This window comes from Pseudomonas sp. GW531-T4, from assembly GCF_017349615.1.
Taxonomy (GTDB): Bacteria; Pseudomonadota; Gammaproteobacteria; order Pseudomonadales; family Pseudomonadaceae; genus Aquipseudomonas; species Aquipseudomonas chlororaphis_I.
The window spans coordinates 1-26,938 of the sequence record NZ_JACMZT010000008.1; the positions used below are offsets into that span (position 1 = coordinate 1).

A 26,938-nucleotide genomic window follows, 5' to 3' on the forward strand; every position below is an offset into this window, starting at 1 on the left:
GGTCAGCAGGGGCACCGGACGGCCAGTGGCGCCCTTGTCCTTGCCGCCGCTGGTCCAGGCGGTACCGGCGATATCCAGGTGCGCCCAGTTGTACTGCTTGGTGAAGCGCGACAGGAAGCAGGCAGCGGTGATGGTGCCGGCTTTCGGGCCACCGATGTTGGCGATGTCGGCGAACGGACTGTCCAGCTGTTCCTGGTACTCGTCGAACAGCGGCAGTTGCCAGGCACGGTCGTCAGCCTGAACGCCGGCGCTCAGCAACTGGCCGATCAACTCGTCGTTGTTGCCCAGGAGGCCCGAGGTATGGGAGCCGAGGGCGACCACGCAGGCACCGGTCAGGGTGGCGATGTCGATCACCGCCTGTGGCTTGAAGCGCTCGGCGTAGGTCAGGGCATCGCACAGCACCAGGCGGCCTTCGGCGTCGGTGTTGAGGATTTCCACGGTCTGGCCGCTCATGGTGGTGACGATATCGCCCGGACGCGAAGCGGTGCCGCTCGGCATGTTCTCGGCGCAGGCCAGGATGCACACCAGGTTGATCGGCAACTTGAGTTCCAGCACGGCGCGCAGGGTACCGAACACGCTGGCGGCGCCACCCATGTCGTACTTCATTTCATCCATGCCGGCGCCAGGCTTGAGGCTGATGCCGCCGGTGTCGAAGGTGATGCCCTTGCCGACCAGGGTGTACGGCTTCTCGGATTTCTTGCCGCCGTTGTATTGCATGACGATCAGGCGTGGTGGCTGGGCGCTGCCCTGGCCCACCGCATAGAACGAGCCCATGCCCAGTTCCTTGATCTTCTTCTCGTCGAGGACTTCGACTTTCAGGGCCTTGAATTCCTTGCCCAGGGCCTTGGCCTGCTCGCCGAGGAAGGTCGGGTGGCAGATGTTCGGCGGCAGGTTGCCCAGGTTGCGGGTGAAGGCCATGCCGTTGGCGATCGCCTTGGCGTGGGCCACGGCGCGCTCGACTTCGGCCAGCGCGGCCTTGATGGTCAGCAGGGTGATTTTCTTCAGGGCGCGCGGTTCGGCTTTCTGGCTCTTGAACTGGTCGAAACTGTACTCGCCGTCCACCAGGGTTTCAGCCAGCAGGCGGGTCTTGCCGTAGCTGTCGCGGCCCTTGACCACCACTTCGTCCAGCGCCAGCACGGCATCGCTGCCGCCCAGGCCCTTGAGGGTAGCGAGGATGCCACTGACGATCTTGCGGAACGGGCGGTCGCCCAGTTCGGCGTCCTTGCCGGTACCGACCAGCAGGACACGTTCGGCCTTCAGGTTCGGCAGGGCGTGCAACAGCAGGCTCTGGCCGACCTTGCCGTCCAGGTCGCCGCGCTTGAGTACCGCGCCGATGGCGCCTCCGCTGAGCTCGTCGAGTTGTTTGGCAACGCTGCCGAGCTTGCGGCCTTCGCCGACGGCGACCACCAGGGTGGCGGTCTTCAACGTTTCCGGGCTAACGCTTTTTACAACCAGTTCCATGTCCGGGTCCCTGAATTAATGGTCAAAGAGCGCAGGGCCAATGCCGTGCGCCAGGCTTGTCATGTCTGTAGCTTTTATAAGGAGAGGCGTCGGCAGCGGCCAACGACAGGGCCGCCAGTTTGAACCCGGGCGGTCGAGGCTGACAACCCTCCCATGAGCGAACTTCGCCGCTTTAGAGGCCTGCGTGAGCATGCGCAGTGACAGGCGCATGCAATCACAGGATAATGCGCCATCTTTTTTCGGCGGCTCGGCTTCACGGGCCGTGTTTGCTTGTTTGGCCGCCTTAGCCTGACAACCCTGGAGTGTCTGGTTTGATCGTCTTCCGTTATCTATCCCGCGAAGTGTTGCTGACCTTGAGCGCCGTGAGTGCCGTTCTGCTGGTCATCATCATGAGCGGACGTTTCGTCAAATACCTCGCGCAAGCGGCCTCGGGCGCACTGGACCCGGGCTCGCTGTTCCTGATCATGGGCTTTCGCCTGCCAGGCTTCCTGCAACTGATCCTGCCGCTGGGGTTGTTCCTCGGCATTCTCCTGGCCTACGGCCGGCTGTACCTCGAAAGCGAAATGACCGTGCTGTCGGCCACCGGCATGAGCCAGCAGCGCCTGCTGGGCATGACCATGATCCCGGCCGCGCTGGTGGCCCTGCTGGTGGCGTGGCTGAGCTTGAGCCTGGCGCCGCAGGGGGCCAATCAGTTCCAACTGCTGCTGAACAAGCAGGACGCCATGACCGAATTCGACACCCTGGTGCCGGGGCGCTTCCAGGCGCTCAACGACGGTACCCGGGTGACCTATACCGAACACTTGTCTGATGACCGCGCCAACCTGGGTGGCGTATTCATCTCGGAAAAACGCCTGAGCCAGGACAAGAAAGACCAGGGCATCTCGGTGCTGGTGGCAGAGAAGGGGCACCAGGACATTCGTCCGGACGGCAACCGCTACCTGATCCTGGAAAACGGCTACCGCTACGACGGTAACCCCGGCCAGGCCGATTACCGGGTCATCAAATACGACACCTACGGCGTATTGCTGGCCAAGCCGGACGTCAGCGACGAGGTCACCGACCGCGACGCCATGCCGACCCGCGACCTGATCGGCAACCCGGAACTGCGCGCCCATGCCGAGCTGCAATGGCGTATTTCCCTGCCGCTGCTGGTGTTTGTCGTGACCCTGATGGCGGTGCCGCTGTCCCGGGTCAACCCGCGCCAGGGCCGCTTCCTCAAACTGCTGCCGGCGATTCTTCTTTATATGGCTTACCTGACCATCCTGATCGCGGCCCGTGGCTCGCTGGAAAAGGGCAAGCTGCCGCAGGCGCTGGGCCTGTGGTGGGTACACGGACTGTTTCTATTGATTGGCCTCGGATTGCTGTACTGGGAACCCTTGCGTCTGAAACTGGCGAGCCGCCGCAGCATGAAGGAGGTGGCTCGTGGTTAAGCTCGATCGCTACATCGGCAACAGTGTCCTGCTGGCCATTCTGGCGGTACTGGGGATCATTCTCGGCCTGGCGTCGCTGTTCGCCTTCATCGACGAAATGGGCAGTGTCAGCGACAACTACACCGTGATGGATGTGCTGAGTTTCGTGGTCATGACGGCGCCGCGCCGACTCTACGAAATGCTGCCGATGGCGGCCCTGATCGGCTGCCTGATCGGCCTGGGCAGCCTGGCCAGCAACAGCGAGCTGACCATTATGCGCGCCGCTGGCGTGTCCATCGGGCGGATCGTCTGGGCGGTGATGAAGCCGATGCTGTTCCTGATGCTGGCCGGTGTGCTGATCGGCGAGTACGTCGCTCCCGCCACGGAAAGCCAGGCACAGGCCAGTCGCGCGCTGGCGCAGGGTTCGGGCGACGCGCAAAGTTCCAAACGCGGCCTGTGGCACCGTCAGGGCGAGGAGTTCATCCACATCAACGCCGTGCAACCCAATGGCCTGCTGTATGGCGTGACCCGTTACCACTTCGACGATCAACGGCACATGTTGTCCTCGAGCTTCGCTCGCCAGGCCCGCTTCGAAGAGAACTACTGGCAGCTGAGCGACGTCACCACCACTTATTTCCGTGAAGGCCATACCGAAGTCATCAATACCCCTCAGGAACGCTGGGACGTGGCCTTGAGCCCGCAACTGCTGAGCACTGTGGTGATGGCGCCGGAGTCCCTGTCGATCAGCGGTCTGTGGGGCTATATCCACTACCTGGCCGATCAGGGCCTGAACAACGGTCGCTACTGGCTGGCGTTCTGGGTCAAGGTGCTGCAACCGCTGGTCACCGCGGCCCTGGTATTGATGGCGATTTCGTTCATTTTCGGTCCGTTGCGTTCCGTGACGCTCGGCCAGCGGGTATTCACCGGCGTGCTGGTGGGGTTCACCTTCCGCATCGCCCAGGACCTGCTGGGCCCGTCGAGCCTGGTATTTGGCTTCTCGCCGCTGTTCGCGGTGCTGGTTCCCGCCGGTTTCTGTGCCCTGGCCGGGTTCTGGCTGATGCGCCGGGCCGGCTGACCGGCGCCAATGACGCCACGCGCAAGAGCAACGCCCCTGTCGAAAGACCGGGGCGTTTTGCGTTTATGCACCACTGACAGGCGAACGTGACGCTTGCGTCGTCTATCAGGTACAATTCCCGGCTATTTTTCGGCGGGCTATGCCTGCAGCCTTTTTGAGTGTTGATCCGTGAGTGATTTGAGTCATATCCGCAATTTCTCCATCATCGCCCACATTGACCATGGCAAGTCGACTCTGGCCGATCGCTTCATCCAGATGTGCGGCGGCCTGGCCGAGCGCGAAATGGAAGCCCAGGTTCTGGACTCCATGGACCTTGAGCGTGAACGCGGGATCACCATCAAGGCCCACAGCGTTACCCTCTATTACAAAGCCCGCGACGGCATCACCTACCAGCTGAACTTCATCGACACCCCGGGCCACGTGGACTTCACCTATGAAGTCAGCCGCTCGCTGGCCGCTTGTGAAGGCGCCTTGCTGGTGGTCGACGCCGGCCAGGGCGTGGAAGCGCAGTCGGTCGCCAACTGCTACACCGCCATCGAGCAGGGCCTGGAGGTCATGCCGGTGCTGAACAAGATCGACCTGCCGCAGGCCGATCCGGACCGGGTCAAGGAAGAGATCGAGAAGATCATCGGTATCGATGCCACCGACGCCGTGACCTGCAGCGCCAAGACCGGCCTGGGTGTCGACGAGGTGCTGGAGCGCCTGGTAACCACCATTCCCGCGCCGACCGGCAACATCGAGGATCCGCTGCAAGCGTTGATCATCGACTCCTGGTTCGACAACTATCTGGGCGTCGTGTCCCTGGTTCGCGTGCGCCATGGCCGCGTGAAAAAGGGCGACAAGATCCTGGTGAAATCCACCGGCAAGATCCACCTGGTGGACAGCGTCGGTGTATTCAACCCGAAACACACCGCCACCACCGACCTGAAGGCCGGTGAAGTGGGCTTCATCATCGCCGGCATCAAGGACATTCATGGTGCACCGGTTGGTGACACCCTGACCCTGAGCTCGACCCCTGACGTCGAAGTGCTGCCCGGCTTCAAGCGCATTCAGCCGCAGGTCTACGCCGGCCTGTTCCCGGTCAGCTCCGACGACTTCGAAGACTTCCGCGAAGCCCTGCAAAAGCTCACGCTGAACGACTCGTCGCTGCAATACACCCCGGAAAGCTCCGACGCACTGGGCTTCGGCTTCCGTTGCGGGTTCCTCGGCATGCTGCACATGGAAATCATCCAGGAGCGCCTGGAGCGCGAATACGACCTGGACCTGATCACCACGGCGCCGACGGTGATTTTCGAGTTGCAACTGAAGAATGGTGAGACGATCTACGTCGATAACCCGTCGAAGTTGCCGGATCTGTCGTCCATCGAGGACATGCGCGAGCCGATCGTGCGGGCCAATATCCTTGTGCCGCAGGAGCATCTGGGTAACGTCATTACCCTGTGCATCGAGAAGCGCGGCATACAGCACGACATGCTGTTCCTCGGCAGCCAGGTCCAGGTGACCTACGACCTGCCGATGAACGAAGTGGTCCTGGACTTCTTCGACCGCCTCAAATCCACCAGTCGTGGCTATGCTTCGCTGGATTATCATTTCGATCGCTACCAATCGGCTAATCTGGTCAAGCTGGATGTGCTGATCAACGGTGAGAAAGTCGACGCCCTGGCATTGATCGTGCACCGTGACAACGCGCACTACAAAGGGCGTGCGTTGACCGAGAAGATGAAGGAACTGATTCCTCGGCAGATGTTCGACGTGGCAATCCAGGCCGCCATTGGCGGGCAGATTGTGGCGCGGACAACCGTCAAGGCGCTCAGAAAGAACGTACTGGCCAAATGCTACGGTGGTGACGTTAGCCGTAAGCGCAAGCTGTTGGAAAAGCAGAAGGCCGGTAAGAAACGCATGAAGCAAGTGGGTAACGTGGAGATTCCACAAGAAGCCTTCCTTGCCGTGCTCAGGTTGGATAGTTAGGTCCTATGTCGCTAAATTTCCCGCTGTTGCTGGTCATCGCCGTCGCCGTCTGCGGCCTCTTGGCGTTGCTCGATCTGGTCTTTCTGGCGCCGCGTCGGCGTGCCGCCATTACCAACTATCAGGGCAGCGTCAGCCAGCCGGATGGACTGGTCATCGAGAAACTGAACAAGGAGCCGATGCTGGTCGAGTACGGCAAATCGTTCTTTCCGGTGCTGTTCATCGTGCTGGTGCTGCGTTCGTTCCTGGTGGAACCGTTTCAGATTCCTTCGGGATCGATGAAACCGACCCTGGATGTGGGCGACTTCATCCTGGTGAACAAGTTTTCTTACGGGATCCGCCTGCCGGTGATCGACAAGAAAATCATCGAGGTCGGTGATCCGCAGCGCGGCGATGTGATGGTGTTCCGCTACCCGAGCGATCCGAACGTCAACTACATCAAGCGTGTGGTTGGCCTGCCGGGCGACGAAGTGCGCTACACCAGCGACAAGCGCCTGCTGGTCAACGGCCAGTCGGTCGCCGAACAGCTGGTCGGCTCCGAGCCGGGCACCCTGGGCAGCGCGGAGCTCTACAAGGAAAAACTCGGCGCCGCCGAGCACCTGATCCGCAAGGAAATGAGCCGCTACCGGGCGACCCCGGACCGTCAGTGGACCGTGCCTGCCGGGCACTACTTCATGATGGGCGACAACCGCGACAACTCGAACGACAGCCGCTACTGGGATGACCCGAGCATTCCCAAGGACCTGCTGGGCATGGTTCCCGACAAGAATATCGTCGGCAAGGCCTTCGCAGTCTGGATGAGCTGGCCCGAACCGAAACTCAGCCACCTGCCGAATTTCTCGCGGGTTGGCCTGATCAAGTAATCAAACACGGCGCTGTTGAACACAGCGCCGAATGCTTTTCTGGATCTTGCAGAACACCGGCCCGCCAGGTTCGGCAGCCTCCCAGGCGTCACCAGAAGCAGCAGTCAACGATATTCAGGATGTGGATTTGAACACAGCGTTAATTGCCACAGGCACCTCGTGCCTCGTCTCCAAGGTGGTGAAATTCAACCACGAACTCAGCGTGGGTAAACCGTGAGCGTTTCTTTGAGCCGTCTCGAGCGTCAGCTCGGTTACACCTTCAAGGACCAGGAACTGATGGTCCTGGCCCTCACTCACCGCAGTTTTGCCGGGCGCAACAACGAACGCCTGGAGTTCCTCGGTGACGCCATCCTCAACTTCGTCGCCGGCGAAGCGCTGTTCGAGCGTTTCCCCCAGGCCCGTGAAGGCCAGCTGTCGCGTCTGCGCGCGCGCCTGGTGAAGGGAGAAACCCTGGCCGTACTGGCCCGCGGTTTCGATCTGGGCGAATACCTGCGCCTGGGTTCCGGTGAGTTGAAAAGCGGCGGCTTCCGCCGTGAGTCGATCCTCGCCGATGCCCTGGAAGCGCTGATCGGTGCGATCTACCTGGATGCTGGCATGGAGGTCGCGCGTGAGCGTGTGCTGTCCTGGCTGACGTCCGAGTTCGACAGCCTGACGCTGGTCGACACCAACAAGGACCCCAAGACCCGCCTGCAGGAGTTCCTGCAGTCGCGTGCCTGTGAATTGCCCCGCTACGAAGTGGTGGATATCCAGGGTGAGCCCCATTGCCGGACGTTCTTCGTCGAATGCGAAATCACCCTACTGAACGAAAAAAGCCGAGGTCAGGGTGTGAGCCGTCGTATTGCCGAACAGGTAGCGGCCGCCGCAGCACTGATTGCCCTGGGCGTGGAGAATGGCCATGACTGATACAACCGCAACACGCTGTGGCTATGTCGCCATCGTCGGCCGTCCGAACGTGGGCAAGTCCACGCTGCTGAACCATATCCTGGGGCAGAAGCTGGCCATCACCTCGCGCAAGCCGCAGACCACGCGGCACAACATGCTCGGCATCAAGACCGAAGGCGCCATCCAGGCGATCTATGTCGACACCCCGGGCATGCACAAGAGCAACGAGAAGGCGCTGAACCGCTACATGAACAAGACTGCCTCGGCGGCCTTGAAAGACGTCGACGTGGTGATCTTCGTCGTCGACCGCACCAAGTGGACCGACGAAGACCAGCTGGTGCTGGAGCGCGTGCAGTACGTGCAGGGCCCGGTGATCCTGGCGATCAACAAGACCGATCGCATCGAGGACAAGGCCGAGCTGATGCCGCACCTGACCTGGTTGCAGGAGCAGTTGCCGAATGCCGAGATCGTTCCGGTGTCGGCCCAGCAGGGCCACAACCTGGAAGCCCTGGAAGGCCTGATCGCCAAGCACCTGCCGGAAAACGATCACTTCTTCCCGGAAGACCAGATCACCGACCGCAGCAGCCGTTTCCTCGCCGCCGAACTGGTGCGCGAGAAGATCATGCGCCAACTGGGTGCCGAGCTGCCGTACCAGATCACCGTGGAAATCGAAGAGTTCAAGCAGCAGGGCAAGACCCTGCACATTCATGCCTTGATCCTCGTCGAGCGCGACGGGCAGAAGAAAATCATCATTGGCGACAAGGGTGAGCGCATCAAGCGCATCGGCATGGAAGCGCGCAAGGACATGGAGCTGCTGTTCGACTCCAAGGTCATGCTCAACCTGTGGGTCAAGGTCAAAGGCGGTTGGTCCGACGACGAGCGTGCCCTGCGTTCGCTGGGCTACGGCGACCTGTAACTCCTGCGAGCGCTTTGCGCTCAATCGCGAGCAAGCTCGCTCCTACAAGGGAGCGGGTGTGCTGCTCGCGATAATTCCGGACCTGTCACTTTCTCAAGCCTTGAGATCCCCCGACACCTATGTCCAGTAACCCTCCCATCGGCCAGCCCGCTTACGTCCTGCACAGTCGCGCCTATCGCGAGAGCAGTGCGTTGGTGGACTTCCTCACGCCCCAAGGGCGGCTGCGCGCGGTGTTGCGTGGCGCGCGGGGCAAGGCCGGGACCCTGGCGCGGCCGTTCGTGCCGCTGGAAGTGGAGTTTCGTGGGCGCGGCGAGCTGAAAAACGTCGGGCGCATGGAGAGCGCGGGAACCTCCACCTGGCTCAACGGCGAGGCGCTGTTCAGCGGTCTCTACCTCAACGAGCTGCTGATCCGCCTGCTGCCTGCCGAAGATCCGCATCCGGCGATCTTCGAGCACTATGCGGCAACCTTGCTGGCGTTGGCCGAGGGCAGGGCCCTTGAGCCCTTGCTGCGTGCCTTCGAGTGGCGCCTGCTGGACGACCTGGGCTACGGTTTTGCCCTGGACACGGATATCCACGGCGCGCCGATCGAGGCGCAGGGCATGTATCGCCTGCAGGTGGATGCCGGCCTGGAGCAGGTTCAGCTGTTGCAGCCGGGCCTGTTCAACGGCACCGAGCTGCTGGCCATGGCGCAAGCCGACTGGAGCGCCCCCGGCGCGCTGGCGGCAGCCAAGCGCCTGATGCGCCAGGCGCTGGCGGTGCACCTGGGCGGTCGGCCATTGGTCAGTCGCGAATTGTTTCGCAAGCCCTAGTCGTCCCATTACGCCAATACGCTCGAATCCTGCCTGGCTTGCTCGTGCGGCCGAACGCCGGCAGTTATTTTCGCCAGCGGACACTATATGCTGTGCACCGAATCTCTAACTCCTCAGGAGCGCTTCCGTGACCACCAGCAATCGCATTCTTCTTGGCGTGAACATCGACCACGTAGCCACCCTGCGTCAGGCCCGGGGTACCCGTTACCCTGACCCGGTCAAGGCGGCGCTGGACGCGGAAGAGGCGGGGGCCGACGGCATTACCGTGCACCTGCGCGAGGACCGCCGGCATATCCAGGAGCGCGACGTGCTGCTGCTCAAGGACGTGCTGCAAACCCGCATGAACTTCGAGATGGGCGTCACCGAGGAAATGATGGCGTTCGCCGAGCGCATCCGTCCGGCGCACATCTGCCTGGTTCCGGAAACCCGCCAGGAGCTGACCACCGAAGGCGGCCTGGATGTCGCCGGGCAGGAGGCGCGGATCAAGGCGGCGGTAGAGCGTCTGTCGAAGATCGGCGCCGAAGTGTCGCTGTTCATCGATGCTGATGAGCGGCAGATTGCAGCCTCCCGTCGGGTGGGCGCACCTGCCATCGAGTTGCACACAGGGCGTTACGCCGATGCCGAAACGCCGAGCGAGGTGGCCGAGGAGCTGCAACGCGTGGCCGATGGCGTGGCGTTCGGCCTGGGCCAGGGCCTGATCGTCAATGCCGGCCACGGCCTGCATTACCACAACGTCGAGGCGGTCGCGGCGATCAAGGGCATCAACGAGCTGAACATCGGCCATGCGCTGGTGGCCCATGCGCTGTTCGTCGGCTTCAAGGGTGCGGTGGCGGAGATGAAGGCGCTAATCCTGGCGGCGGCCAGGTAACAGTCTTTGATGCTATCGCGAGCAAGCTCGCTCCTACAGGGTTGGCGGCGTGCACGGAAATAGTGGCCTCCGTCTATCTCTGTAGGAGCGAGCTTGCTCGCGATGCGGTTTAAAGCGGCGGGGTTTCCTGGGTCGGCTTGGTCTTGTCCACGCCCGGCACATGCAGATTGCCTTCGGCCACCTGGTCGCCTTCCAGCTGCGGCTGCGTGACCCAGGTCAGGATGTCGTAGTAACGACGGATGTTGGCGACGAAATGCACCGGCTCGCCGCCCCGGGCGTAGCCATAGCGGGTCTTGCTGTACCACTGCTTCTGCGAAAGACGCGGCAGCATTTTCTTCACGTCCAGCCACTTGTTCGGGTTCAGTCCTTCCTTTTGCGCCAGCTTGCGGGCGTCGTCCAGGTGGCCGCTGCCGACGTTGTAGGCGGCGAGGGCGAACCAGGTGCGGTCCGGCTCTTCGATCTTGTCGTCCAGTTGATCCTTCATGTACGCCAGGTACTTGGCGCCGCCCTGGATGCTTTGCTTGGCATCCAGGCGGTTGGACACGCCCATGGCCTGGGCGGTGTTCTGGGTCAGCATCATCAGGCCACGTACGCCGGTCTTGGAGGTGACGCTCGGTTGCCACAAGGATTCCTGGTAGCCAATGGCCGCCAGCAGGCGCCAATCGACCTTTTCTTCCTTGGCCGAGGCCTTGAAGTGTTTCTCGTACTTGGGCAGGCGCTGCTGCAGGTGCTGGGCAAAGGTGTAGGCGCCGACATAACCGAGGACATCCACGTGCCCGTAATAACGGTCCTTCAGGCGTTGCAGGGTGCCGTTCTTCTGCACCTTGTCGAGGAAGTCGTTGATTTCGTTGAGCAGGCTGTTGTCTTCACCGGCGGCCACCGCCCAGCTCTGGTTGCGGGCATCGCCAAGGTCGAAGGCCACGCGGATATTGGCGAAATACACCTGGTTCATCGCCACTTCGTTGGAATCCACCAGGGTCAGGTCGATCTGCCCTTCGTCGACCATGCGCAGCAGGTCGACCACTTCGACCTCGTCGGACTCTTCATATTGAATGCCGGGGTATTTCAGCTTGAGTTCGGCCAGTTGCTCGGCGTGGGTGCTGCCCTTGAGCACCATGATCTTCTTGCCGACCAGGTCGCCCGCATCGGTGGGGCGGGACTGGCCGTTGCGGTAGATGATCTGCGGGGTCACTTCCAGATAGGTGTGGGAAAACCTGACTTGCTGCTTGCGTTTCTCGCTGCTGACCAGACCGGCAGCAGCCAGCACCGGGCCGTTAGGTTTACCCAGCTGGTCGAAGAGGTCGTCGAGGTTGTCCGCGGTTTCGATCTTGAGCGTTACCCCCAGATCGTCGGCGAAGCGTTTCACCAGCTCGTATTCGAAGCCGGTTTCACCATTGCGATCCTGAAAGTAGGTGGCCGGGCTGTTACGGGTGACCACCCGCAGCACGCCATCCTCCTTTACTCGCTCCAGTGTGCTGGGTTTCTCAACGCAGGCACTGAGCATCAGGAAGAGTCCGGTTGCGATGAGCCATCGGGCACAGCGCGGACGTAAAGCCATTGGGGAAAACATCTGCGCAGTATACGCAAAGGACAACAACCGCCATATCTCGACAGCGAAGGGCTTGTCTGCTAGAGGTCCCGGCCCCCGGCCAGAGCCCTCGGGAATGGGCCTTCGCGGCTTGCCGAGAGGGTTCAAATAACCCTTCCGAAGGGGCCGGATAAGCCTTTGTCGCAGGGGGCTGCGCACGGGCCGACGTCTGGCCGTGCTCGGGCATGCCGTTTCGGGTGCCGTCGCGGGCGGTTTAGGCTAGAATGCACGGCCTCAAAGCACACCCCCTTCCCGAGGCTGTCCCGAAGATGTTGATCCTGCGCGGCGCTCCTGCCCTTTCTGCCTTTCGCCACAGCAAACTCCTTGAGCAACTGAGCCAGAAGGTTCCAGCTGTCAGTGGCCTGTATGCTGAATTCGCTCACTTCGCCGAAGTTACCGGCGTCCTGACCGGCGACGAACAGCAGGTGCTTGCGCGCCTTCTGAAGTACGGCCCAAGCGTACCGGTGCAAGAACCTACCGGTCGTCTGTTCCTGGTGCTGCCGCGTTTCGGCACCATCTCGCCATGGTCGAGCAAGGCCAGCGATATCGCCCGCAACTGCGGCCTGAGCAAGATCCAGCGCCTGGAACGCGGTATTGCCTTCTACGTGGCCGGTGAATTCAGCGACGCGCAAGCGCAGTTGATCGCCGACACCCTGCACGACCGCATGACCCAGATCGTGCTGGGCAACCTGGAACAGGCTGCCGGCCTGTTCAGCCATGCCACGCCGAAGCCGCTGACCGCCATCGACATCCTCGGTGGTGGCCGCGCCGCGCTGGAGCAGGCCAACACCGAGCTGGGCCTGGCCCTGGCCGAAGACGAAATCGATTACCTGGTCAACGCCTTCCAGGGGCTCAAGCGCAACCCGCACGACATCGAACTGATGATGTTCGCCCAGGCCAACTCCGAGCACTGCCGCCACAAGATCTTCAACGCCAGTTGGGATATCGACGGCCAGAGCCAGGAAAAAAGCCTGTTCGGCATGATCAAGAACACCTATCAGATGCACAACGAAGGTGTGCTGTCGGCCTACAAGGACAACGCGGCGGTCATCGTCGGTTCCGTTGCCGGGCGCTTCTACCCGAATCCGGATACCCGCCAGTACGGCGCGGTGCAGGAGCCGGTGCACATCCTGATGAAGGTCGAGACCCACAACCACCCGACCGCCATCGCGCCATTCCCGGGGGCCTCCACCGGTTCCGGCGGCGAGATTCGCGACGAAGGCGCGACCGGTCGCGGCGCCAAGCCGAAAGCCGGCTTGACCGGTTTCACCGTGTCCAACCTGCAGATCCCGGGCTTCGAACAGCCATGGGAAAAGCCGTACGGCAAGCCCGAGCGCATCGTCGACGCCCTGGACATCATGATCGAAGGCCCGCTGGGCGGCGCGGCGTTCAACAACGAATTCGGCCGTCCGGCCCTGACCGGCTACTTCCGTACCTTCGAACAGTCCATCAACACCCCGCGCGGTGAAGAAGTTCGCGGTTACCACAAGCCGATCATGCTGGCGGGCGGCATGGGCAACATCCGCGCCGAACACGTACAGAAAGGCGAGATCACCGTCGGCTCCAAGCTGATCGTCCTCGGCGGCCCGGCGATGCTCATCGGCCTGGGCGGCGGCGCTGCTTCCTCCATGGCCACCGGCACCAGCTCGGCCGACCTGGATTTCGCCTCGGTACAGCGTGAAAACCCGGAAATGGAACGCCGTTGCCAGGAAGTCATCGACCGCTGCTGGCAGCTGGGCGACAAGAACCCGATCAGCTTCATCCACGACGTCGGCGCGGGCGGCCTGTCCAACGCCTTCCCGGAGCTGGTCAACGATGGCGGCCGTGGCGGTCGCTTCGAACTGCGCAATATTCCGAACGACGAGCCGGGCATGGCCCCGCACGAAATCTGGTCCAACGAATCCCAGGAACGTTACGTCCTGGCCGTCGGCGCCGCTGATTTCGAACGCTTCCAGGCCATCTGCGAGCGTGAGCGCTGCCCGTTCGCGGTCGTCGGCGAAGCCACTGCCGAGCCGCAACTGACCGTGACCGACAGCCACTTCGGCAACAGCCCGGTGGATATGCCGCTGGAAGTGCTGCTGGGCAAGGCTCCGCGCATGCACCGTTCGGCCGTTCGCGAGACTGAACTGGGCGACGATTTCGATCCGGCCAACCTGGACATCGCCGAAAGCATCGAGCGCGTCCTGCATCACCCGGCCGTGGCCAGCAAGAGCTTCCTGATCACCATCGGCGACCGCACCATCACCGGCCTGGTGGCCCGTGACCAAATGGTCGGCCCGTGGCAGGTTCCGGTGGCCGACGTTGCCGTCACCGCCACCAGCTTCGACGTCTACACCGGCGAAGCCATGGCCATGGGCGAGCGGACTCCGCTGGCGCTGCTGGACGCTCCGGCGTCGGGCCGCATGGCCATCGGCGAAACCCTGACCAACATCGCCGCTTCGCGCATCGAGAAGATTTCCGACATCAAGCTGTCGGCCAACTGGATGTCCGCTGCCGGTCACCCAGGCGAAGACGCTCGTCTGTACGACACCGTGAAAGCGGTTGGCATGGAGCTGTGCCCTGAGCTGGGCATTACCATCCCGGTGGGCAAGGACTCCATGTCCATGGCCACTCGCTGGAACGACAAGGGCGTCGACAAGAGCGTGACCTCGCCGCTGTCGCTGATCGTGACCGGTTTCGCGCCTGTGGCCGACATCCGCCAGACCCTGACCCCGCAACTGCGCATGGACAAGGGCACCACCGATCTGATCCTGATCGACCTCGGTCGCGGCCAGAACCGCATGGGCGCCTCGATCCTCGCCCAGGTGCACGGCAAGCTCGGCAAGCAGGCTCCGGACGTCGATGACGCCGAAGACCTGAAAGCCTTCTTCGCGGTGATCCAGGGCCTCAACGCCGACGGTCACCTGCTGGCTTACCACGACCGTTCCGACGGTGGTCTGCTGACCAGCGTGGTGGAAATGGCCTTCGCCGGTCACTGCGGCCTGAACCTGAACCTCGACGCCCTGGCCGAGACCTCGACCGAGATCGCCGCCATCCTGTTCAACGAAGAACTGGGTGCGGTGATCCAGGTGCGCCAGGACGCGACCCCGGGCGTGTTGGCGCAATTCAGCGCCGCCGGCCTGGGCGACTGCGTGGCGGTGATCGGCCAGCCGGTCAACAACGGCCATATCAACATCAGCTTCAACGGCGAAAGCGTCTTCGCCGGCGAGCGTCGCCTGTTGCAGCGCCAGTGGGCTGAAACCAGCTACCAGATCCAGCGCCTGCGCGACAACGCCGACTGCGCCGAGCAGGAATTCGACGTCCTGCTGGAAGAAGACAACCCGGGCCTGAGCGTCAAGCTGAGCTTCGACGTCAACCAGGACATCGCCGCGCCTTACATCAAGAAAGGCGTGCGTCCTCAGGTGGCGGTGCTGCGCGAGCAGGGCGTCAACGGCCAGGTGGAAATGGCCGCGGCGTTCGACCGCGCTGGCTTCAACGCGATCGACGTGCACATGAGCGACATCCTCGCCGGTCGCGTCGACCTCAACGACTTCAAGGGCATGGTCGCCTGCGGCGGCTTCTCCTACGGCGACGTACTCGGCGCCGGCGAGGGCTGGGCCAAGTCGGCGCTGTTCAACAGCCGTGCCCGCGACGCCTTCCAGGGCTTCTTCGAGCGCAACGACACCTTCACCCTCGGCGTGTGCAACGGTTGCCAGATGATGTCCAACCTGCACGAGCTGATCCCGGGCAGCGAGTTCTGGCCGCACTTCGTGCGCAACCGTTCCGAACAGTTCGAGGCCCGTGTGGCGATGGTCCAGGTCCAGGAGTCGAATTCGATCTTCCTGCAGGGCATGGCCGGTTCGCGGATGCCGATCGCCATCGCCCACGGCGAAGGCCATGCGGAATTCGAAAGCGCAGAAGCGCTGCTCGAAGCCGACCTGTCCGGTTGCGTGGCCCTGCGCTTCGTCGACAACCACGGCAAGGTCACCGAAAGCTACCCGGCCAACCCGAACGGCTCGCCGCGCGGGATCACCGGCCTGACCAGCCGCGACGGTCGCGTCACCATCATGATGCCGCACCCTGAGCGGGTATTCCGTGCCGTGCAGAACTCCTGGCGTCCGGAAGAGTGGAACGAAGATGCGGCGTGGATGCGCATGTTCCGTAACGCTCGCGTGTGGGTTAACTAAGGCCCGTGTACAAGCTCAGCTTTTTCGTCCCGCCCAGCCACGTGGAAGTGGTCAAGAACGCTGTATTCGCCGCCGGCGGCGGACGGATCGGCGCTTACGACCAGTGTGCGTGGCAGGTGCTGGGCCAGGGCCAGTTTCGCCCGTTGGACGGCAGCCAGCCGTTTCTCGGGCAGACCGGCCAGGTCGAGCAGGTGCAGGAATGGAAAGTCGAGCTGGTGGTGGCCGACGAGTTGATCCGCAGCGTGGTGATGGCCCTCAAGCAGAGCCATCCCTACGAGACACCGGCTTATGAAGTCTGGCGTCTGGAAGACTTCTAAGGCCCCGCCCATGAAAAAGCCCGCCGAACCGGTAACGGTCAGCGGGCTTTTTTGTGCCGGTTCGCCGCCACCCCCGTAGGAGCGAAGCTTGCTCGCGATAGCGCCCGTCCAGGCGCCATCTTCTTCACTGTGGACCTGATCGCGAGCAAGCTTCGCTCCTACAGCATGCGAGCCCGTCAGACCTTGGCGCTGACCTCGCTGCGGTTGATCAGGGTATCCAGCGCCTGGCCCAGGCTCGCGGCCTTTTCCCCGATCAGCAGGTGCCAGACGCCATCGTCGAGCTGGCTCGAGCCCTGGCAGCCAAGGCTCTTCAGCTGATATTCCGACAGCGCCTTGTTGTCGCCCAGTTGCACCCGCAGGCGGGTCATGGCCACGCACTCCAGTTGCAGCACATTGTCGCTGCCGCCGAAGGCGTCCAGCCATTTCACGGCTTCCTGGGGCGCGATGCTCACCGCTGCCGGTGCTTCGAAGGCCGCAGCGGCGGGGCCTGGCTGCTCCAGTGGCTTGCCGGCGCTGGGCATGGCCAGGCGAATTTCATCGGCGATGCTGTCGGCCAGCGGGCCGACCACCACTTGCAGGCTGCCGCCCTTGCCGGGACGCACCACGGCCATGGCGCCAAGGGCCTTGAGCTCGCTGTCCGATGCCTTGTTGCGGTCGGCCAGTTCCAGGCGCAGGCGGGTGGTGCAGGCGCCGACGGTGATCAGGTTGTCCGCGCCGCCCAGGGCCCGGATATAGGCACCGGCGCGCTGATTGTTGGTCATGGCGGCTTTTTCGGTACTTGGGGTGTCTTCGCGGCCCGGTGTTTTCAGGTTGAAGCGTTTGATGCAGAAGTCGAAGACCGTGTAGTAGATCACCGCATAGAGCAGGCCCACGGGAAATATCAGCCAGCCGTTGGTGGACTTGCCCCAGCCCAGGGCCATGTCGATGGCGCCGCCGGAGAAGGTGAAGCCCAGGTGAATATTGAGGAAGTTGGTCAGGCCCATGGCGAGGCCGGTCAGCAGGGCGTGCACCAGGTAGAGAAAGGGGGCGAGGAACATGAAGGCGAATTCCACCGGTTCGGTCACCCCGGTGAGGGCCGAGGTCAGGGCCATCGACAGCAGGATCCCGCCCATCACCTTGCGCCGCTCCGGCAAGGCGTTGCGATACATCGCCAGGCAGGCGGCGGGCAGGCCGAAGATCATCATCGGGAACATGCCGGTCATGAACTGGCCGCCCTTGGGATCGCCGGCGAAGTAACGCGAGATATCCCCGGTGACCAGGGCGCCGGTGGTTGGGTCGGTGAAGTTGCCGAAGACGAACCAGGCCATGTTGTTGAGGATGTGGTGCAGGCCGGTGACGATCAGCAAGCGGTTGAACACGCCGAAGACGAAGGCGCCAAAGCTGCCGCTGTCCAGCAGCAGGGCGCCGAAGCTGTTGATGCCGTGCTGGATCGGCGGCCAGATCAGGCCGAACACTACCCCCAGGCCGACGGCACTGAAGCCGGTGACGATCGGCACGAAGCGCCGTCCGCCAAAGAACGCCAGGTATTCCGGCAGCTTGATGTCCTTGAAGCGGTTGTACAGGGCGCCGGCCAGCAAGCCGCTGATGATCCCGGCGAGCATGCCCATGTTGATGCTGGCATCGAGCACCTTGAGGGTCGCCACCATCACCAGGTAACCGATGGCGCCGGCCAGGCCGGCGGTGCCGTTGTTGTCCTTGGCGAAGCCCACGGCGATGCCGATGGCGAAGATCAGCGCCAGGTTGGCGAAGATGGTCTGGCCGGCATCGTGGATGATCGCGATGTTCAGCAGGTCGGTGTCGCCCAGGCGCAGCAGCAGGCCGGCGATCGGCAGGATCGCGATCGGCAGCATCAGGGCCCGGCCCAGGCGCTGCAGGCCTTCGATGAAAAATTGGTACATGGCGTGTCTCCCGGTGTTCTTGTTGTTCAGCTCAGGGGCCAGTGTTGGTGGCAGGCATGGCGCACCGCCGAGGCACTGCTCAGGTTCAGCAGGTCGTGGCTGATACGCCGGCATTCGGCGGCGTCCAGCTGGCGGACCCGTTCCTTGATCTCGCCCACTTGCGGCGGGCTCACCGACAGCTCGCTGACCCCCAGGCCGACCAGCACCGGCGTCGCCAGCGGATCGGAGGCCAGGGCGCCGCACACACCGACCCAGCGCCCATGCCTGGCCGCGCCGGCGCAGGTCTGGGCGATCAGCCGCAGTAGCGCCGGGTGCAGCGCATCGACCCGCGCGGCCAGGCCGGCATGGTCACGGTCCATGGCCAGGGTGTATTGCGACAAGTCGTTGGTGCCGATGGAGAGGAAGTCGGCGTATTCGGCCAGTTGCTCGGCGAGCAGGGCGGCGGCCGGGACTTCGATCATCACCCCCAGCTCCGGGCGCTGGCCGATCCCCAGCTCGGCGCACAGGCAATCGATGCGCTCGCGGATATGCAGCAATTCGTCGAGCTCGCTGACCATCGGCAGCAGGATGCGGCAGCGTTGCAGTGGGCTGACCTGCAGCAGGGCCCGCAGTTGCTGGTCCAGCAGTTCCGGGCGGGCCTGGGCCAGGCGAATGCCGCGCAGGCCCAGCACCGGGTTGGCTTCCACCGGCAATGGCAGGTAGTCCAGTTGCTTGTCGCCGCCGACGTCGATGGTGCGGATGATCACCGCCTTGTCGCCCATGGCATCGAGTACGGCCTGATAGGCCTGGCGCTGCTCCTGCTCATCGGGGGCGGTATGCCGGTCGACGAACAGAAACTCGGTACGCAGCAGGCCGACGCCGTCGGCACCGTTGGCATGGGCGTTCTCGGCTTCCTGGCTGGAGGCGACATTGGCGGCGACTTCGATCGCCTGGCCGTCGAGGGTCCTGGCCGGCAGCTGGGCCTGTTGCTGTTGTTGCTCGCGCCGTTGCTGGCGCAGCAGATGGCTCTGCCGGACCTGTTCGATACGGGCGCTGTCCGGTGTCAGTTCCAGGCGACCCTGATCGGCGTTCAGCACCACCTGCTGGCCTTGAGGCACATCGACAAGCTCCGAGCCCAGGGCCACCAGGCAGGGCAGGCCCTTGCCCCGGGCCAGGATCGCTACGTGGGAGGTGGCGCCGCCGGCGGCCATGCACAGGCCAACGGCGCCTTGCTCGCTCAGTTGCAGCAGGTCGGACGGGGTCAGTTCGTGGGCTGCGACTATGGCGCCGGCCGGCAGCTGGTAATGCCAGGCTTCGCCGAGCAGGGCGCGCAGCACCCGTTGTTGCAGGTCGCGCAGGTCGTTGGTGCGTTCGGCGAGCAGGGCATTGCCCAGTTGCAGCAGGATCTCGCACTGTTCGCCGATGGCGTCGCTCCAGGCGTGGGCGGCGGCGCGTCCCTGGGCGATGCTCTGGCGGGCGGCGTCCAGCAGCGCCGGGTCTTCGAGCAGGGCCAGGTGGGCGGCGAAGATCGCTTCTTCCTGGTTGTCCTTGCGTTGCCGGGCGTGGTCCAGGGTGCCGCGAATGTCGCTGCGAACCCTTTCCAGGGCCTGGTCCAGCGCCTGCAGTTGTTCCTGGGGCAGGTGACCGCCACTGTCTTCGGGCAGGGTCATGGCGGTCAGGTGAAACAGCGGCCCGCAGACCAGTCCGGGGGCGGCGCAGACACCCTGGATCACCCCGGCTTCGGCGGGGCGCTGGGGTGTGGCGGCCTTCACCGCCGGCGCCGCGGCGTGGGCGTCTTCGGCCAGCGGGGTGGCGAGGGCGTCCAGCAGCGCCAGCAGGGCGGCTTTGCAGTCCTTGCCCTGGCAACTGACCCGCACCTCGTCCTGCTCGCCGACCCCCAGCCCCATCAGGCTGACCAGGCTGTCGCAGGACGCCGACTTGCCGTTGAAATGCAGTTGCGCCTTGCTGCTGAAACCCTGGGCGGTCTGGCGGATCAGCGCAGCGGGCCGGGCATGCAGGCCACCGCGGTGATTGACCCGGGTATGGCCTTCGACCTCGTCGGTCGAGGTGTCGCTGGCTTGCGCCTGGGCCCCATTGGTCGCGCGCGGAACGATGTGCAGCAGCGGTTCGCCGACTTTCACCGATTTCAGGGTGATGGGCAGGGCCTGGAAGTGTTCACCGTTGGTCAGGATCATCAGGCTGATCAGGCTTTTGCTGTTCCGCGCGACCTGGTCGAGGTCGAAGCGCAGCAGGGCCTGGCCGCTGCTGACCCGGGCGCCTTCCTGCACCAGCATGGAGAAACCCTCGCCTTGCAGCTGGACAGTGTCCAGGCCCAGGTGCAGCAGCAGTTCCGCGCCATTGTCGGCACGCAGGGTCACTGCGTGGCCGGTGCGGGCGGCATGCACCACCACGCCAGCGCAGGGGGCGTGCAGGGTGTTGTTCAGCGGGTCGATGGCGATCCCGTCGCCCATGGCGCCGCTGGAAAACACCAGGTCGGGGACCCTGGCGAGGGTGAGCACCGGGCCGCTCAAGGGAGCGCCGAGCGTCAGGTCTTTATTGTTGTTGTGCATGGCGCAGTACTCATCCGTTGAAGGAAAGGCTCAGTGGGTGCGGGTCACTTTGCTCAGGTGCCGTGGCTGGTCCGGGTCCATGCCGCGGGCCTCGGCAAGGCTTGCGGCCATGCCGTAGAAACTCTGGATCGCCAGGATCGGATCGAGCGCCGGGTGTTCGGCCCGGCTCAGGGTCAGGTCGCGCTCGGCGATGTCGTCCGGCGCCGCCAGCAGCACTCGGGCGCCACGCTGGCGCATGTCGGCGGCGAGGCTGATCAGGCCGGCCTGTTCCGCTCCCCGTGGGGCGAACACCAGCAGCGGGTAGTTGTCGCCGATCAGCGCCATCGGGCCGTGGCGAACTTCCGCGCTACTGAAGGCTTCGGCCTGGATCGCCGAGGTTTCCTTGAGTTTCAGCGCCGCTTCCTGGGCGATGGCGAAACCGGCGCCGCGGCCGATCACCATCAGTCGCTGGCTATCGCGCAGGGCCTCGACGGCCGGGCTCCAGTCCTGGATCGCGGCTTCGCGCAGCCCTTGGGGCAGGGCGAGGCCGGCTTCCAGCAACTGCGCGTCCTGTTTCCAGTGGGCGATCAGGCGGGCGCTGGCGCTGAGGGTGGCGATAAAGCTCTTGGTCGCCGCCACGCTGCGTTCGGCGCCGGCGTGCAGCGGCAGGCAGAACTCGCTGGCGGCTTCCAGCGGGCTGTCCTGGGCGTTGACCATGGCCACGCTCAAGGCCCCGCGTTTGCGCAGCAGCCGCATGCTGTTGACCAGGTCGGGGCTCTGCCCGGACTGGGAAAAGGCGAATGCCGCCTGGCCGCTGACCCGCAGCGGCGCCTGTTGCATGGTCACCACCGACATCGGCAAGGACGCGACCGGGAAGCCCAGCTGCTGCATGGTCAGGTAGGCGAAGTAGCTGGCGGCATGGTCGGAGCTGCCGCGGGCGACGGTCATCACCACTTGCGGCGGCTGGCGGTTCAGGCGCCCGGCCACTTCGATCAGTTGCGGGTCCAGGTGCTGCAACTGGCCTTCGACGGCCGCGGCAGAGGACAGCGCCTCCTCAAGCATTTTTGAAGTCAATGTCTTCTCCTTCGACCATGACGGCGGTCAGTGTGAGTGAGCGATCCAGGCACACGCAGTCGGCCCAGCTGCCGACCTGCAAACGCCCGCGTTCGGCCAGGCCGAGATAATCGGCGGGAAACTGTGACAAGCGTTGCGAAGCTTCGGCCAGGGGCAGGCCGATCTTCACCAGGTTGCGCAAGGCCTGGTCCATGGTCAGGGTGCTGCCGGCCAGGGTGCCGTCCGGCAGGCGCACGCCGCCCAGGCATTTGGTCACGGTGTGGCTGCCGAGCTTGTATTCGCCGTCCGGCATGCCGGCGGCCGCGGTGGAGTCGGTCACGCAGTACAGGCAGGGGATCGAGCGCAGGGCCACGCGCATGGCGCCGGGGTGCACGTGCAGCAGGTCGGGGATCAGTTCCGCGTACTGGGCGTGGGCCAGGGCGGCGCCGACTATGCCCGGCTCGCGGTGATGCAGCGGGCTCATGGCGTTATACAGGTGGGTGAAGCTGGTGGCCCCGGCGTCGAGCGCGGCCACGCCTTCCTCGTAGCTGCCCAGGGTGTGGCCGATCTGCATGCGGATGCCGCGGGCGCTGAGGGCGCGGATCAGCGCGTCATGGCCGGCGATTTCCGGGGCGATGGTAATCACCCGGATCGGTGCCAGGCGCAGGTAGGCCTCGACTTCGGCCATCAGCGCGGTATGGGCGAAATTGGGCTGGGCACCGAGCTTGCCTGGATTGATATACGGACCTTCCAGGTGCACGCCGAGCACCCGGGCGCTGCCGCTGGGGCGCTGCTCGCAGTATTCGCCGATGGCGCCCAAGACCCGGGTGATCTCCTCGGTCGGTGCGGTCATGGTGGTGGCCAGCAGCGAGGTGGTGCCGAAGCGTACGTGGGTGCGGGTGATGGTCTCGAACGCCGGGGCGCCTTCCATGATGTCCTTGCCGCCGCCGCCGTGCACATGCAGGTCGATGAAGCCTGGCAGCAGGTAGGGCAGGTCGTTGTCCGCTGGGTCGCAGGGGCTGCCTTCGATGCCGGTGACCTTGCCGTCCCGGTGGTTCAGGTGGCCGCGAATCCAGCCTTGCGGGGTGAGGATGTTGTATTCGGACATGGGCTGCTCTCTGGGACGGGTTCTTGGCGACTCGGCGGCCTGGCTCAGCGGCCTGGTTTAGCGACGCAGCTCGGCGACGAAGTCGTAGTAGTCGTTGCGGCAATAGGTGTCGGTGACTTCGATCGGGGTGTTGTCTTCGAGGTAGCCGACACGGGTCATCAGCAGCATCGCGGTGCCGGGGGCGATACCCACCAGGGCGGCGAACTCGGCGGAGGCGTTGATCGCCTGGATGTGCTGCAGGGCACGGACCACCGGGCGGCCGATGCCATCGAGGTAGGCGTAGAGCGAGTCGCCGATGGCGTCCGGCTGGGCAATGATCGAGGCCGGCAGGGTGCTCATTTCGATCGCCATCACCGTGTCGTCGGCTTTGCGCAGGCGCTTGAGGCGCGCCACCTTGTCGTTCGGCGACAGGCCGAGGCGGATCAGTTCTTCGTGGGTCGGCGTGGTGATTTCCCGCTCCAGCCATTGGGAGCCGGGGACGAAGCCCTTGAGGCGGAGCATTTCGCTGAAGCCGGACAGCCGCGACAACGGTTGTTCCAGGCGTGGGGTGATGAAGGTGCCGGAGCCCTGGCTGCGACGGATCAGGCCTTGTTCGAACAGCACTTCCAGGGCCTTGCGCGCGGTGACGCGGGAGATGTTGAGCATCTCGCTCAGGTTGCGTTCCGAGGGCAGGGCCTGTTCGGCTTTCCACTGGCCGGCATGGATCGCGGCTTCAAGGTTGCGCGCCAGTTGCAGGTACAGCGGGGTCGGCTGGGTATCGTCGGGGCGCAGGGCCAGGATGTGGTTCATCTGTCGAGGTTCCGATGCGTTATTGGTTTGTTGTCGCCCGGTAATGTGGCGAAAACTAATACCACTTAAATACCATGTCAACGCCAGTACTACGGCGATGGCGCGCGAGAACGGGAGCTTTATGGGGGTTGGCGGGCTTGGTTTGGGAAAGTGGTATTAGGGCGGTCTGGCCATGAATGCGAAAATCGCAGGGGCGGCGGTTCTTCGAGGGGGAATTGGTATTCACCTTTCGAAGCCGGCGCGGCCTGCGATTTTTTTTGTAACTGAGGTGTTTTAGCGGCGTTTCAGCGAGGAATCAGGGGCGGATTTCGATCATCGTGCCGTCCGGGACCAGGCCCCAGACTTCGCGCATGTCGACGTTGCGCATGGCAATGCAGCCATCGGTCCAGTCCAGGGTGTGGAAGTACTGCTCGGGGTAGTCTTCGCTGTCCGGGGTGCCGTGGATCATGATCATGCCGCCGGGCTCCACGCCCTCGCGGCGCGAACGCGCGGAATCGCTGATGTTCGGGTAGGAAATATGCATGGCCAGGTTGAAGCGGTCGCTGGTCTTGCGCCAGTCCAGCCAGTAGAAGCCTTCCGGCGTGCGCTTGTCGCCTTCCATGAGCTTCGGCCCCTTGGGCTGTTTGCCCAGGGAAATGCGGTAGGTTTTGAAGGGTTTGCCGTCGTTGATCAGTTGCAACTGATGGGCCGACTTGAGGACCAGGACTTTCTCGATGACCTTGCCGTCCAGGGTATCCGTCGCGGAAGCGTGGGAGACAGCGATAACCGAGCAGCAGAAAAGAGCGAGCAACCAGCGCATTGAAACGATATCCCTAAGAGTACACAGGTGCCGCGTACGTTTTGTTGTTTAAGTGAGGGCCGGCTGAGCCAGGGGCGGAATGGACTCGGAGCGCACGGGGTATTGCTCGTTCCGCCGGTCAGCGAAGAAACATTCTAAGGTACGTCCGACCGTGCGAAAAGCCAGCTCGGACCAGGGAATGTCGGCTTCTTCGAAAAGCCGGACTTCCAGGCTCTCTTCGCCGGCGGCGAAATCCAGGTCCGCCAGCTCGGCGCGGAAGAAGACATGCACCTGGCTGATGTGCGGGACGTCGATCAGGGTATAGATGCTCAGGTTGCGGACCCGGGCGCAGGCTTCCTCGAACGTCTCGCGAATCGCCGCCTGTTCGACGGTCTCGCCGTTCTCCATGAAACCGGCCGGCAGCGTCCAGTAACCACGGCGCGGCTCGATCGCGCGCCGGCACAGCAGCACCTGGGTGCCCCAGGTCGGCAGGCAGCCGGCGACTATGTTCGGGTTCTGGTAATGGATGGTCTGGCAGTTGTCGCAGACAAAACGCAGGCGCGAATCGCCTTCGGGAATGCGCTGGGTGACCGGGTGACCGCACTGGCTGCAGAATTTCATGCTGGGTATCCGAAAAGGCTGCGCCTATCTTGGCGTGCACGGGGCTTTGTCGGCAAGTTGTCGTTACGCGACATGGCGTGGATCGGGGGTTGGGCGGTCGGTTTGTTTGGTGCATGATGCATAGGGTCTGTTGACCTTTGGTGACGAGCCGCGTTGCTGGGCCAAACTGTGCGAGGCAAGGCGCGGGATGCCGCTAATGGTTGTTCCCTTGGCAAATCCCGCAACGCAGCCTCGCGCAGTTTGGCACGCAACCCGAAGGGACGGGGTCCACTTGGCGCAGGGCTGTGTTGCTCGGAGCTTATTTGGAACAACCAAACCACGCTCCTCGCGCCTTGCCCTGCGCCAAGTGGACTCCCGTCGCGGCCGTCACCAAAGGTCAACAGACCCTAATAGCGCACAGACCGAGAAGACTCATGCTGGACGAGCTACTGCACCGGGTAAGCAACCATACGCCGCGACCGCTGGAGACGGATCGACGTTTCCCCGAGGCCGCCGTGCTGGTGCCCATTACCCGCAGTGACGAGCCCGAGCTGGTGCTGACCCTGCGCGCCAAAGGATTGTCCACCCACGGCGGCGAAGTAGCCTTCCCCGGCGGCCGCCGCGACCCGGAAGATCCCGACCTGGTTTTTACCGCCCTGCGCGAAGCCGAAGAGGAAATCGGCCTGCCCCCGGGGCTGGTGGAAGTGATCGGCCCTTTGAGCCCGCTGATTTCCCTGCACGGGATCAAGGTCACGCCTTATGTCGGGGTGATTCCCGATTATGTCGAGTACCTGGCCAATGACGCCGAGATCGCCGCGGTATTCAGCGTGCCGCTGGAGTTTTTCCGCCAGGACCCGCGCGAACATACCCACCGCATCGATTATCAGGGCCGCAGCTGGTATGTGCCGAGCTACCGCTTCGGCGAGTACAAGATCTGGGGCCTGACAGCGATCATGATCGTCGAACTGATCAACCTGCTGTATGACGCCAAGATCAGCCTGCACCAACCGCCCAAAAGCTTTATCAATATTTGAAGCCATCGCTCGTATGGCCTGAACCCTGCTGTGTACCTGAACCTGCCTGGCCTTGAGGACAACAATATGAAATACCGCCTGGGCGACGCCCGCGTCGAAACCCATCCGCAAAGCTGGGTCGCACCCAATGCCACGCTGGTGGGCAAGGTCAAGCTGGAGGAGGGGGCCAACGTCTGGTTCAACGCGGTGCTGCGTGGCGACAACGAGCTGATCCTGATCGGCAAGGACAGCAACGTGCAGGATGGCACGGTGATGCACACCGACATGGGCTTTCCGCTGACCATCGGCACCGGCGTGACCATTGGCCATAACGCCATGCTGCATGGCTGCACCGTCGGCGACTACAGCCTGATCGGCATCAACGCGGTGATTCTCAACGGCGCGAAGATCGGCAAGAACTGCATCATCGGCGCCAATTCGCTGATCGGCGAAGGCAAGGAAATCCCCGACGGTTCGCTGGTGATGGGCTCGCCGGGCAAGGTGGTCCGCGAGCTGACCGAGCAACAGAAGAAAATGCTCGAAGCCAGCGCCGCGCACTATGTGCATAATTCCCAGCGTTACGCCCGCGACCTGGCCGAGCAAGAATAATGACCACCCCCGAAAAACCCGTTCCCTCGCCCTGCGTGAGCATCTGCGCGCTGGACGATGACGATATCTGCACTGGCTGCCAGCGCACGGTGAGCGAGATCACCCGTTGGAGCCGCATGGACAACGCCGAGCGCCGCGAGGTGCTGGCGCTGTGTCATGAGCGCGCCAAGTCCAGCGGGCTGCTGTGGATGATCGGTACCCAGTCCGGCTAAACGGCTGTCGCGAGCAGCCTCGCCCCAGCCG

The 26,938-nt window shown here is 63.7% G+C and carries 23 protein-coding genes; 14 read left to right on the top strand and 9 right to left on the bottom strand.

The genetic code is table 11. The features are described from left to right. The coding region (locus J4D28_RS08190; protein ID WP_207246409.1) for a leucyl aminopeptidase at positions 1 to 1,461 on the bottom strand (1,461 nt) is incomplete at its 3' end. A 311-nt stretch (positions 1,462 to 1,772) separates the two neighbouring features. On the opposite strand from J4D28_RS08190, the gene lptF reads away from it, so the two are divergent. From lptF to pdxJ, 9 genes are all read left to right on the top strand, one after another. Continuing rightward, the gene (gene lptF, locus J4D28_RS08195; RefSeq protein ID WP_009047122.1) at positions 1,773 to 2,891 is read left to right on the top strand and encodes an LPS export ABC transporter permease LptF; all 1,119 of its coding nucleotides are present in this window, start codon (positions 1,773 to 1,775) and stop codon (positions 2,889 to 2,891) included. Then, complete coding sequence (gene lptG / locus J4D28_RS08200; RefSeq protein WP_016702720.1) at positions 2,884 to 3,945, top strand: LPS export ABC transporter permease LptG; 1,062 nt, start codon at positions 2,884 to 2,886, stop codon at positions 3,943 to 3,945. The genes lptF and lptG overlap by 8 nt, the downstream gene beginning before the upstream one ends. Before the next feature lie 168 nt (positions 3,946 to 4,113). After that, positions 4,114 to 5,913, top strand: coding sequence for a translation elongation factor 4 (lepA, locus tag J4D28_RS08205; RefSeq protein ID WP_007932152.1), 1,800 nt, complete (start codon positions 4,114 to 4,116; stop codon positions 5,911 to 5,913). A gap of 5 nt (positions 5,914 to 5,918) precedes the next feature. Then, the gene (gene lepB / locus J4D28_RS08210; RefSeq protein ID WP_007932153.1) at positions 5,919 to 6,773 is read left to right on the top strand and encodes a signal peptidase I; all 855 of its coding nucleotides are present in this window, start codon (positions 5,919 to 5,921) and stop codon (positions 6,771 to 6,773) included. A 31-nt stretch (positions 6,774 to 6,804) separates the two neighbouring features. Further along, entirely contained in the window at positions 6,805 to 6,990 is a 186-nt protein-coding gene (locus J4D28_RS08215) for a hypothetical protein (protein WP_009047124.1), read from the top strand. Further along, entirely contained in the window at positions 6,987 to 7,676 is a 690-nt protein-coding gene (rnc, locus tag J4D28_RS08220) for a ribonuclease III (protein ID WP_009042306.1), read from the top strand. Before J4D28_RS08215 ends, rnc begins: the two co-directional genes overlap by 4 nt. Next, the gene (gene era, locus J4D28_RS08225) at positions 7,669 to 8,571 is read left to right on the top strand and encodes a GTPase Era (RefSeq protein WP_007932155.1); all 903 of its coding nucleotides are present in this window, start codon (positions 7,669 to 7,671) and stop codon (positions 8,569 to 8,571) included. Before rnc ends, era begins: the two co-directional genes overlap by 8 nt. Before the next feature lie 119 nt (positions 8,572 to 8,690). Then, positions 8,691 to 9,380 (top strand): DNA repair protein RecO, encoded by a 690-nt coding sequence (gene recO, locus J4D28_RS08230; RefSeq protein WP_009047125.1) that lies wholly within the window; start codon positions 8,691 to 8,693, stop codon positions 9,378 to 9,380. 127 nt (positions 9,381 to 9,507) lie between these two features. Further along, positions 9,508 to 10,248, top strand: coding sequence for a pyridoxine 5'-phosphate synthase (gene pdxJ, locus J4D28_RS08235; RefSeq protein ID WP_009047126.1), 741 nt, complete (start codon positions 9,508 to 9,510; stop codon positions 10,246 to 10,248). Between the two features lie 109 nt (positions 10,249 to 10,357). Here pdxJ and mltF read toward each other — a convergent pair whose 3' ends face one another. After that, on the bottom strand, positions 10,358 to 11,818 hold the full coding sequence (mltF, locus tag J4D28_RS08240; protein WP_009042308.1) for a membrane-bound lytic murein transglycosylase MltF: 1,461 nt from the start codon (positions 11,816 to 11,818) through the stop codon (positions 10,358 to 10,360). A 287-nt stretch (positions 11,819 to 12,105) separates the two neighbouring features. On the opposite strand from mltF, the gene purL reads away from it, so the two are divergent. Then, positions 12,106 to 16,002, top strand: coding sequence for a phosphoribosylformylglycinamidine synthase (gene purL / locus J4D28_RS08245; protein WP_009047128.1), 3,897 nt, complete (start codon positions 12,106 to 12,108; stop codon positions 16,000 to 16,002). A 5-nt stretch (positions 16,003 to 16,007) separates the two neighbouring features. Continuing rightward, positions 16,008 to 16,319 (top strand): YqfO family protein, encoded by a 312-nt coding sequence (locus tag J4D28_RS08250; RefSeq protein ID WP_009047129.1) that lies wholly within the window; start codon positions 16,008 to 16,010, stop codon positions 16,317 to 16,319. 176 nt (positions 16,320 to 16,495) lie between these two features. On the opposite strand, the gene nagE is transcribed toward J4D28_RS08250, so the two are convergent. The 7 genes from nagE to J4D28_RS08285 form a co-directional block, all read right to left on the bottom strand. Next, on the bottom strand, positions 16,496 to 18,217 hold the full coding sequence (gene nagE, locus J4D28_RS08255; RefSeq protein ID WP_103330512.1) for an N-acetylglucosamine-specific PTS transporter subunit IIBC: 1,722 nt from the start codon (positions 18,215 to 18,217) through the stop codon (positions 16,496 to 16,498). 26 nt (positions 18,218 to 18,243) lie between these two features. Next, positions 18,244 to 20,766 carry a phosphoenolpyruvate--protein phosphotransferase gene (gene ptsP / locus J4D28_RS08260; protein WP_103330509.1) on the bottom strand — a complete coding sequence of 841 codons (2,523 nt, stop codon included), beginning with the start codon at positions 20,764 to 20,766 and terminating at the stop codon, positions 18,244 to 18,246. Between the two features lie 30 nt (positions 20,767 to 20,796). Beyond that, positions 20,797 to 21,819, bottom strand: coding sequence for an SIS domain-containing protein (locus tag J4D28_RS08265; RefSeq protein ID WP_009047132.1), 1,023 nt, complete (start codon positions 21,817 to 21,819; stop codon positions 20,797 to 20,799). Beyond that, positions 21,800 to 22,906: an N-acetylglucosamine-6-phosphate deacetylase gene (gene nagA, locus J4D28_RS08270; protein WP_016702726.1), complete on the bottom strand. Its 1,107-nt coding sequence runs from the start codon at positions 22,904 to 22,906 to the stop codon at positions 21,800 to 21,802. Before nagA ends, J4D28_RS08265 begins: the two co-directional genes overlap by 20 nt. A 57-nt stretch (positions 22,907 to 22,963) precedes the next feature. Continuing rightward, complete coding sequence (locus tag J4D28_RS08275) at positions 22,964 to 23,695, bottom strand: GntR family transcriptional regulator (protein ID WP_016702727.1); 732 nt, start codon at positions 23,693 to 23,695, stop codon at positions 22,964 to 22,966. Positions 23,696 to 23,990: 295 nt separating this feature from the next. After that, positions 23,991 to 24,494, bottom strand: coding sequence for a murein L,D-transpeptidase family protein (locus J4D28_RS08280; protein WP_009047135.1), 504 nt, complete (start codon positions 24,492 to 24,494; stop codon positions 23,991 to 23,993). Between the two features lie 48 nt (positions 24,495 to 24,542). Next, positions 24,543 to 25,094 carry an NUDIX hydrolase gene (locus J4D28_RS08285; protein ID WP_009042316.1) on the bottom strand — a complete coding sequence of 184 codons (552 nt, stop codon included), beginning with the start codon at positions 25,092 to 25,094 and terminating at the stop codon, positions 24,543 to 24,545. Between the two features lie 413 nt (positions 25,095 to 25,507). Between J4D28_RS08285 and J4D28_RS08290 the strand changes: the two genes are divergently transcribed. The 3 genes from J4D28_RS08290 to J4D28_RS08300 all read left to right on the top strand — a co-directional run bounded on the left by J4D28_RS08290 (position 25,508) and on the right by J4D28_RS08300 (position 26,907). Further along, the gene (locus J4D28_RS08290) at positions 25,508 to 26,107 is read left to right on the top strand and encodes a CoA pyrophosphatase (protein ID WP_009047136.1); all 600 of its coding nucleotides are present in this window, start codon (positions 25,508 to 25,510) and stop codon (positions 26,105 to 26,107) included. Positions 26,108 to 26,173: 66 nt separating this feature from the next. Beyond that, positions 26,174 to 26,695 carry a gamma carbonic anhydrase family protein gene (locus J4D28_RS08295; protein ID WP_009047137.1) on the top strand — a complete coding sequence of 174 codons (522 nt, stop codon included), beginning with the start codon at positions 26,174 to 26,176 and terminating at the stop codon, positions 26,693 to 26,695. Beyond that, entirely contained in the window at positions 26,695 to 26,907 is a 213-nt protein-coding gene (locus J4D28_RS08300; protein WP_016702729.1) for a DUF1289 domain-containing protein, read from the top strand. The genes J4D28_RS08295 and J4D28_RS08300 overlap by 1 nt, the downstream gene beginning before the upstream one ends. The last annotated feature ends 31 nt before the right edge of the window (positions 26,908 to 26,938 follow it).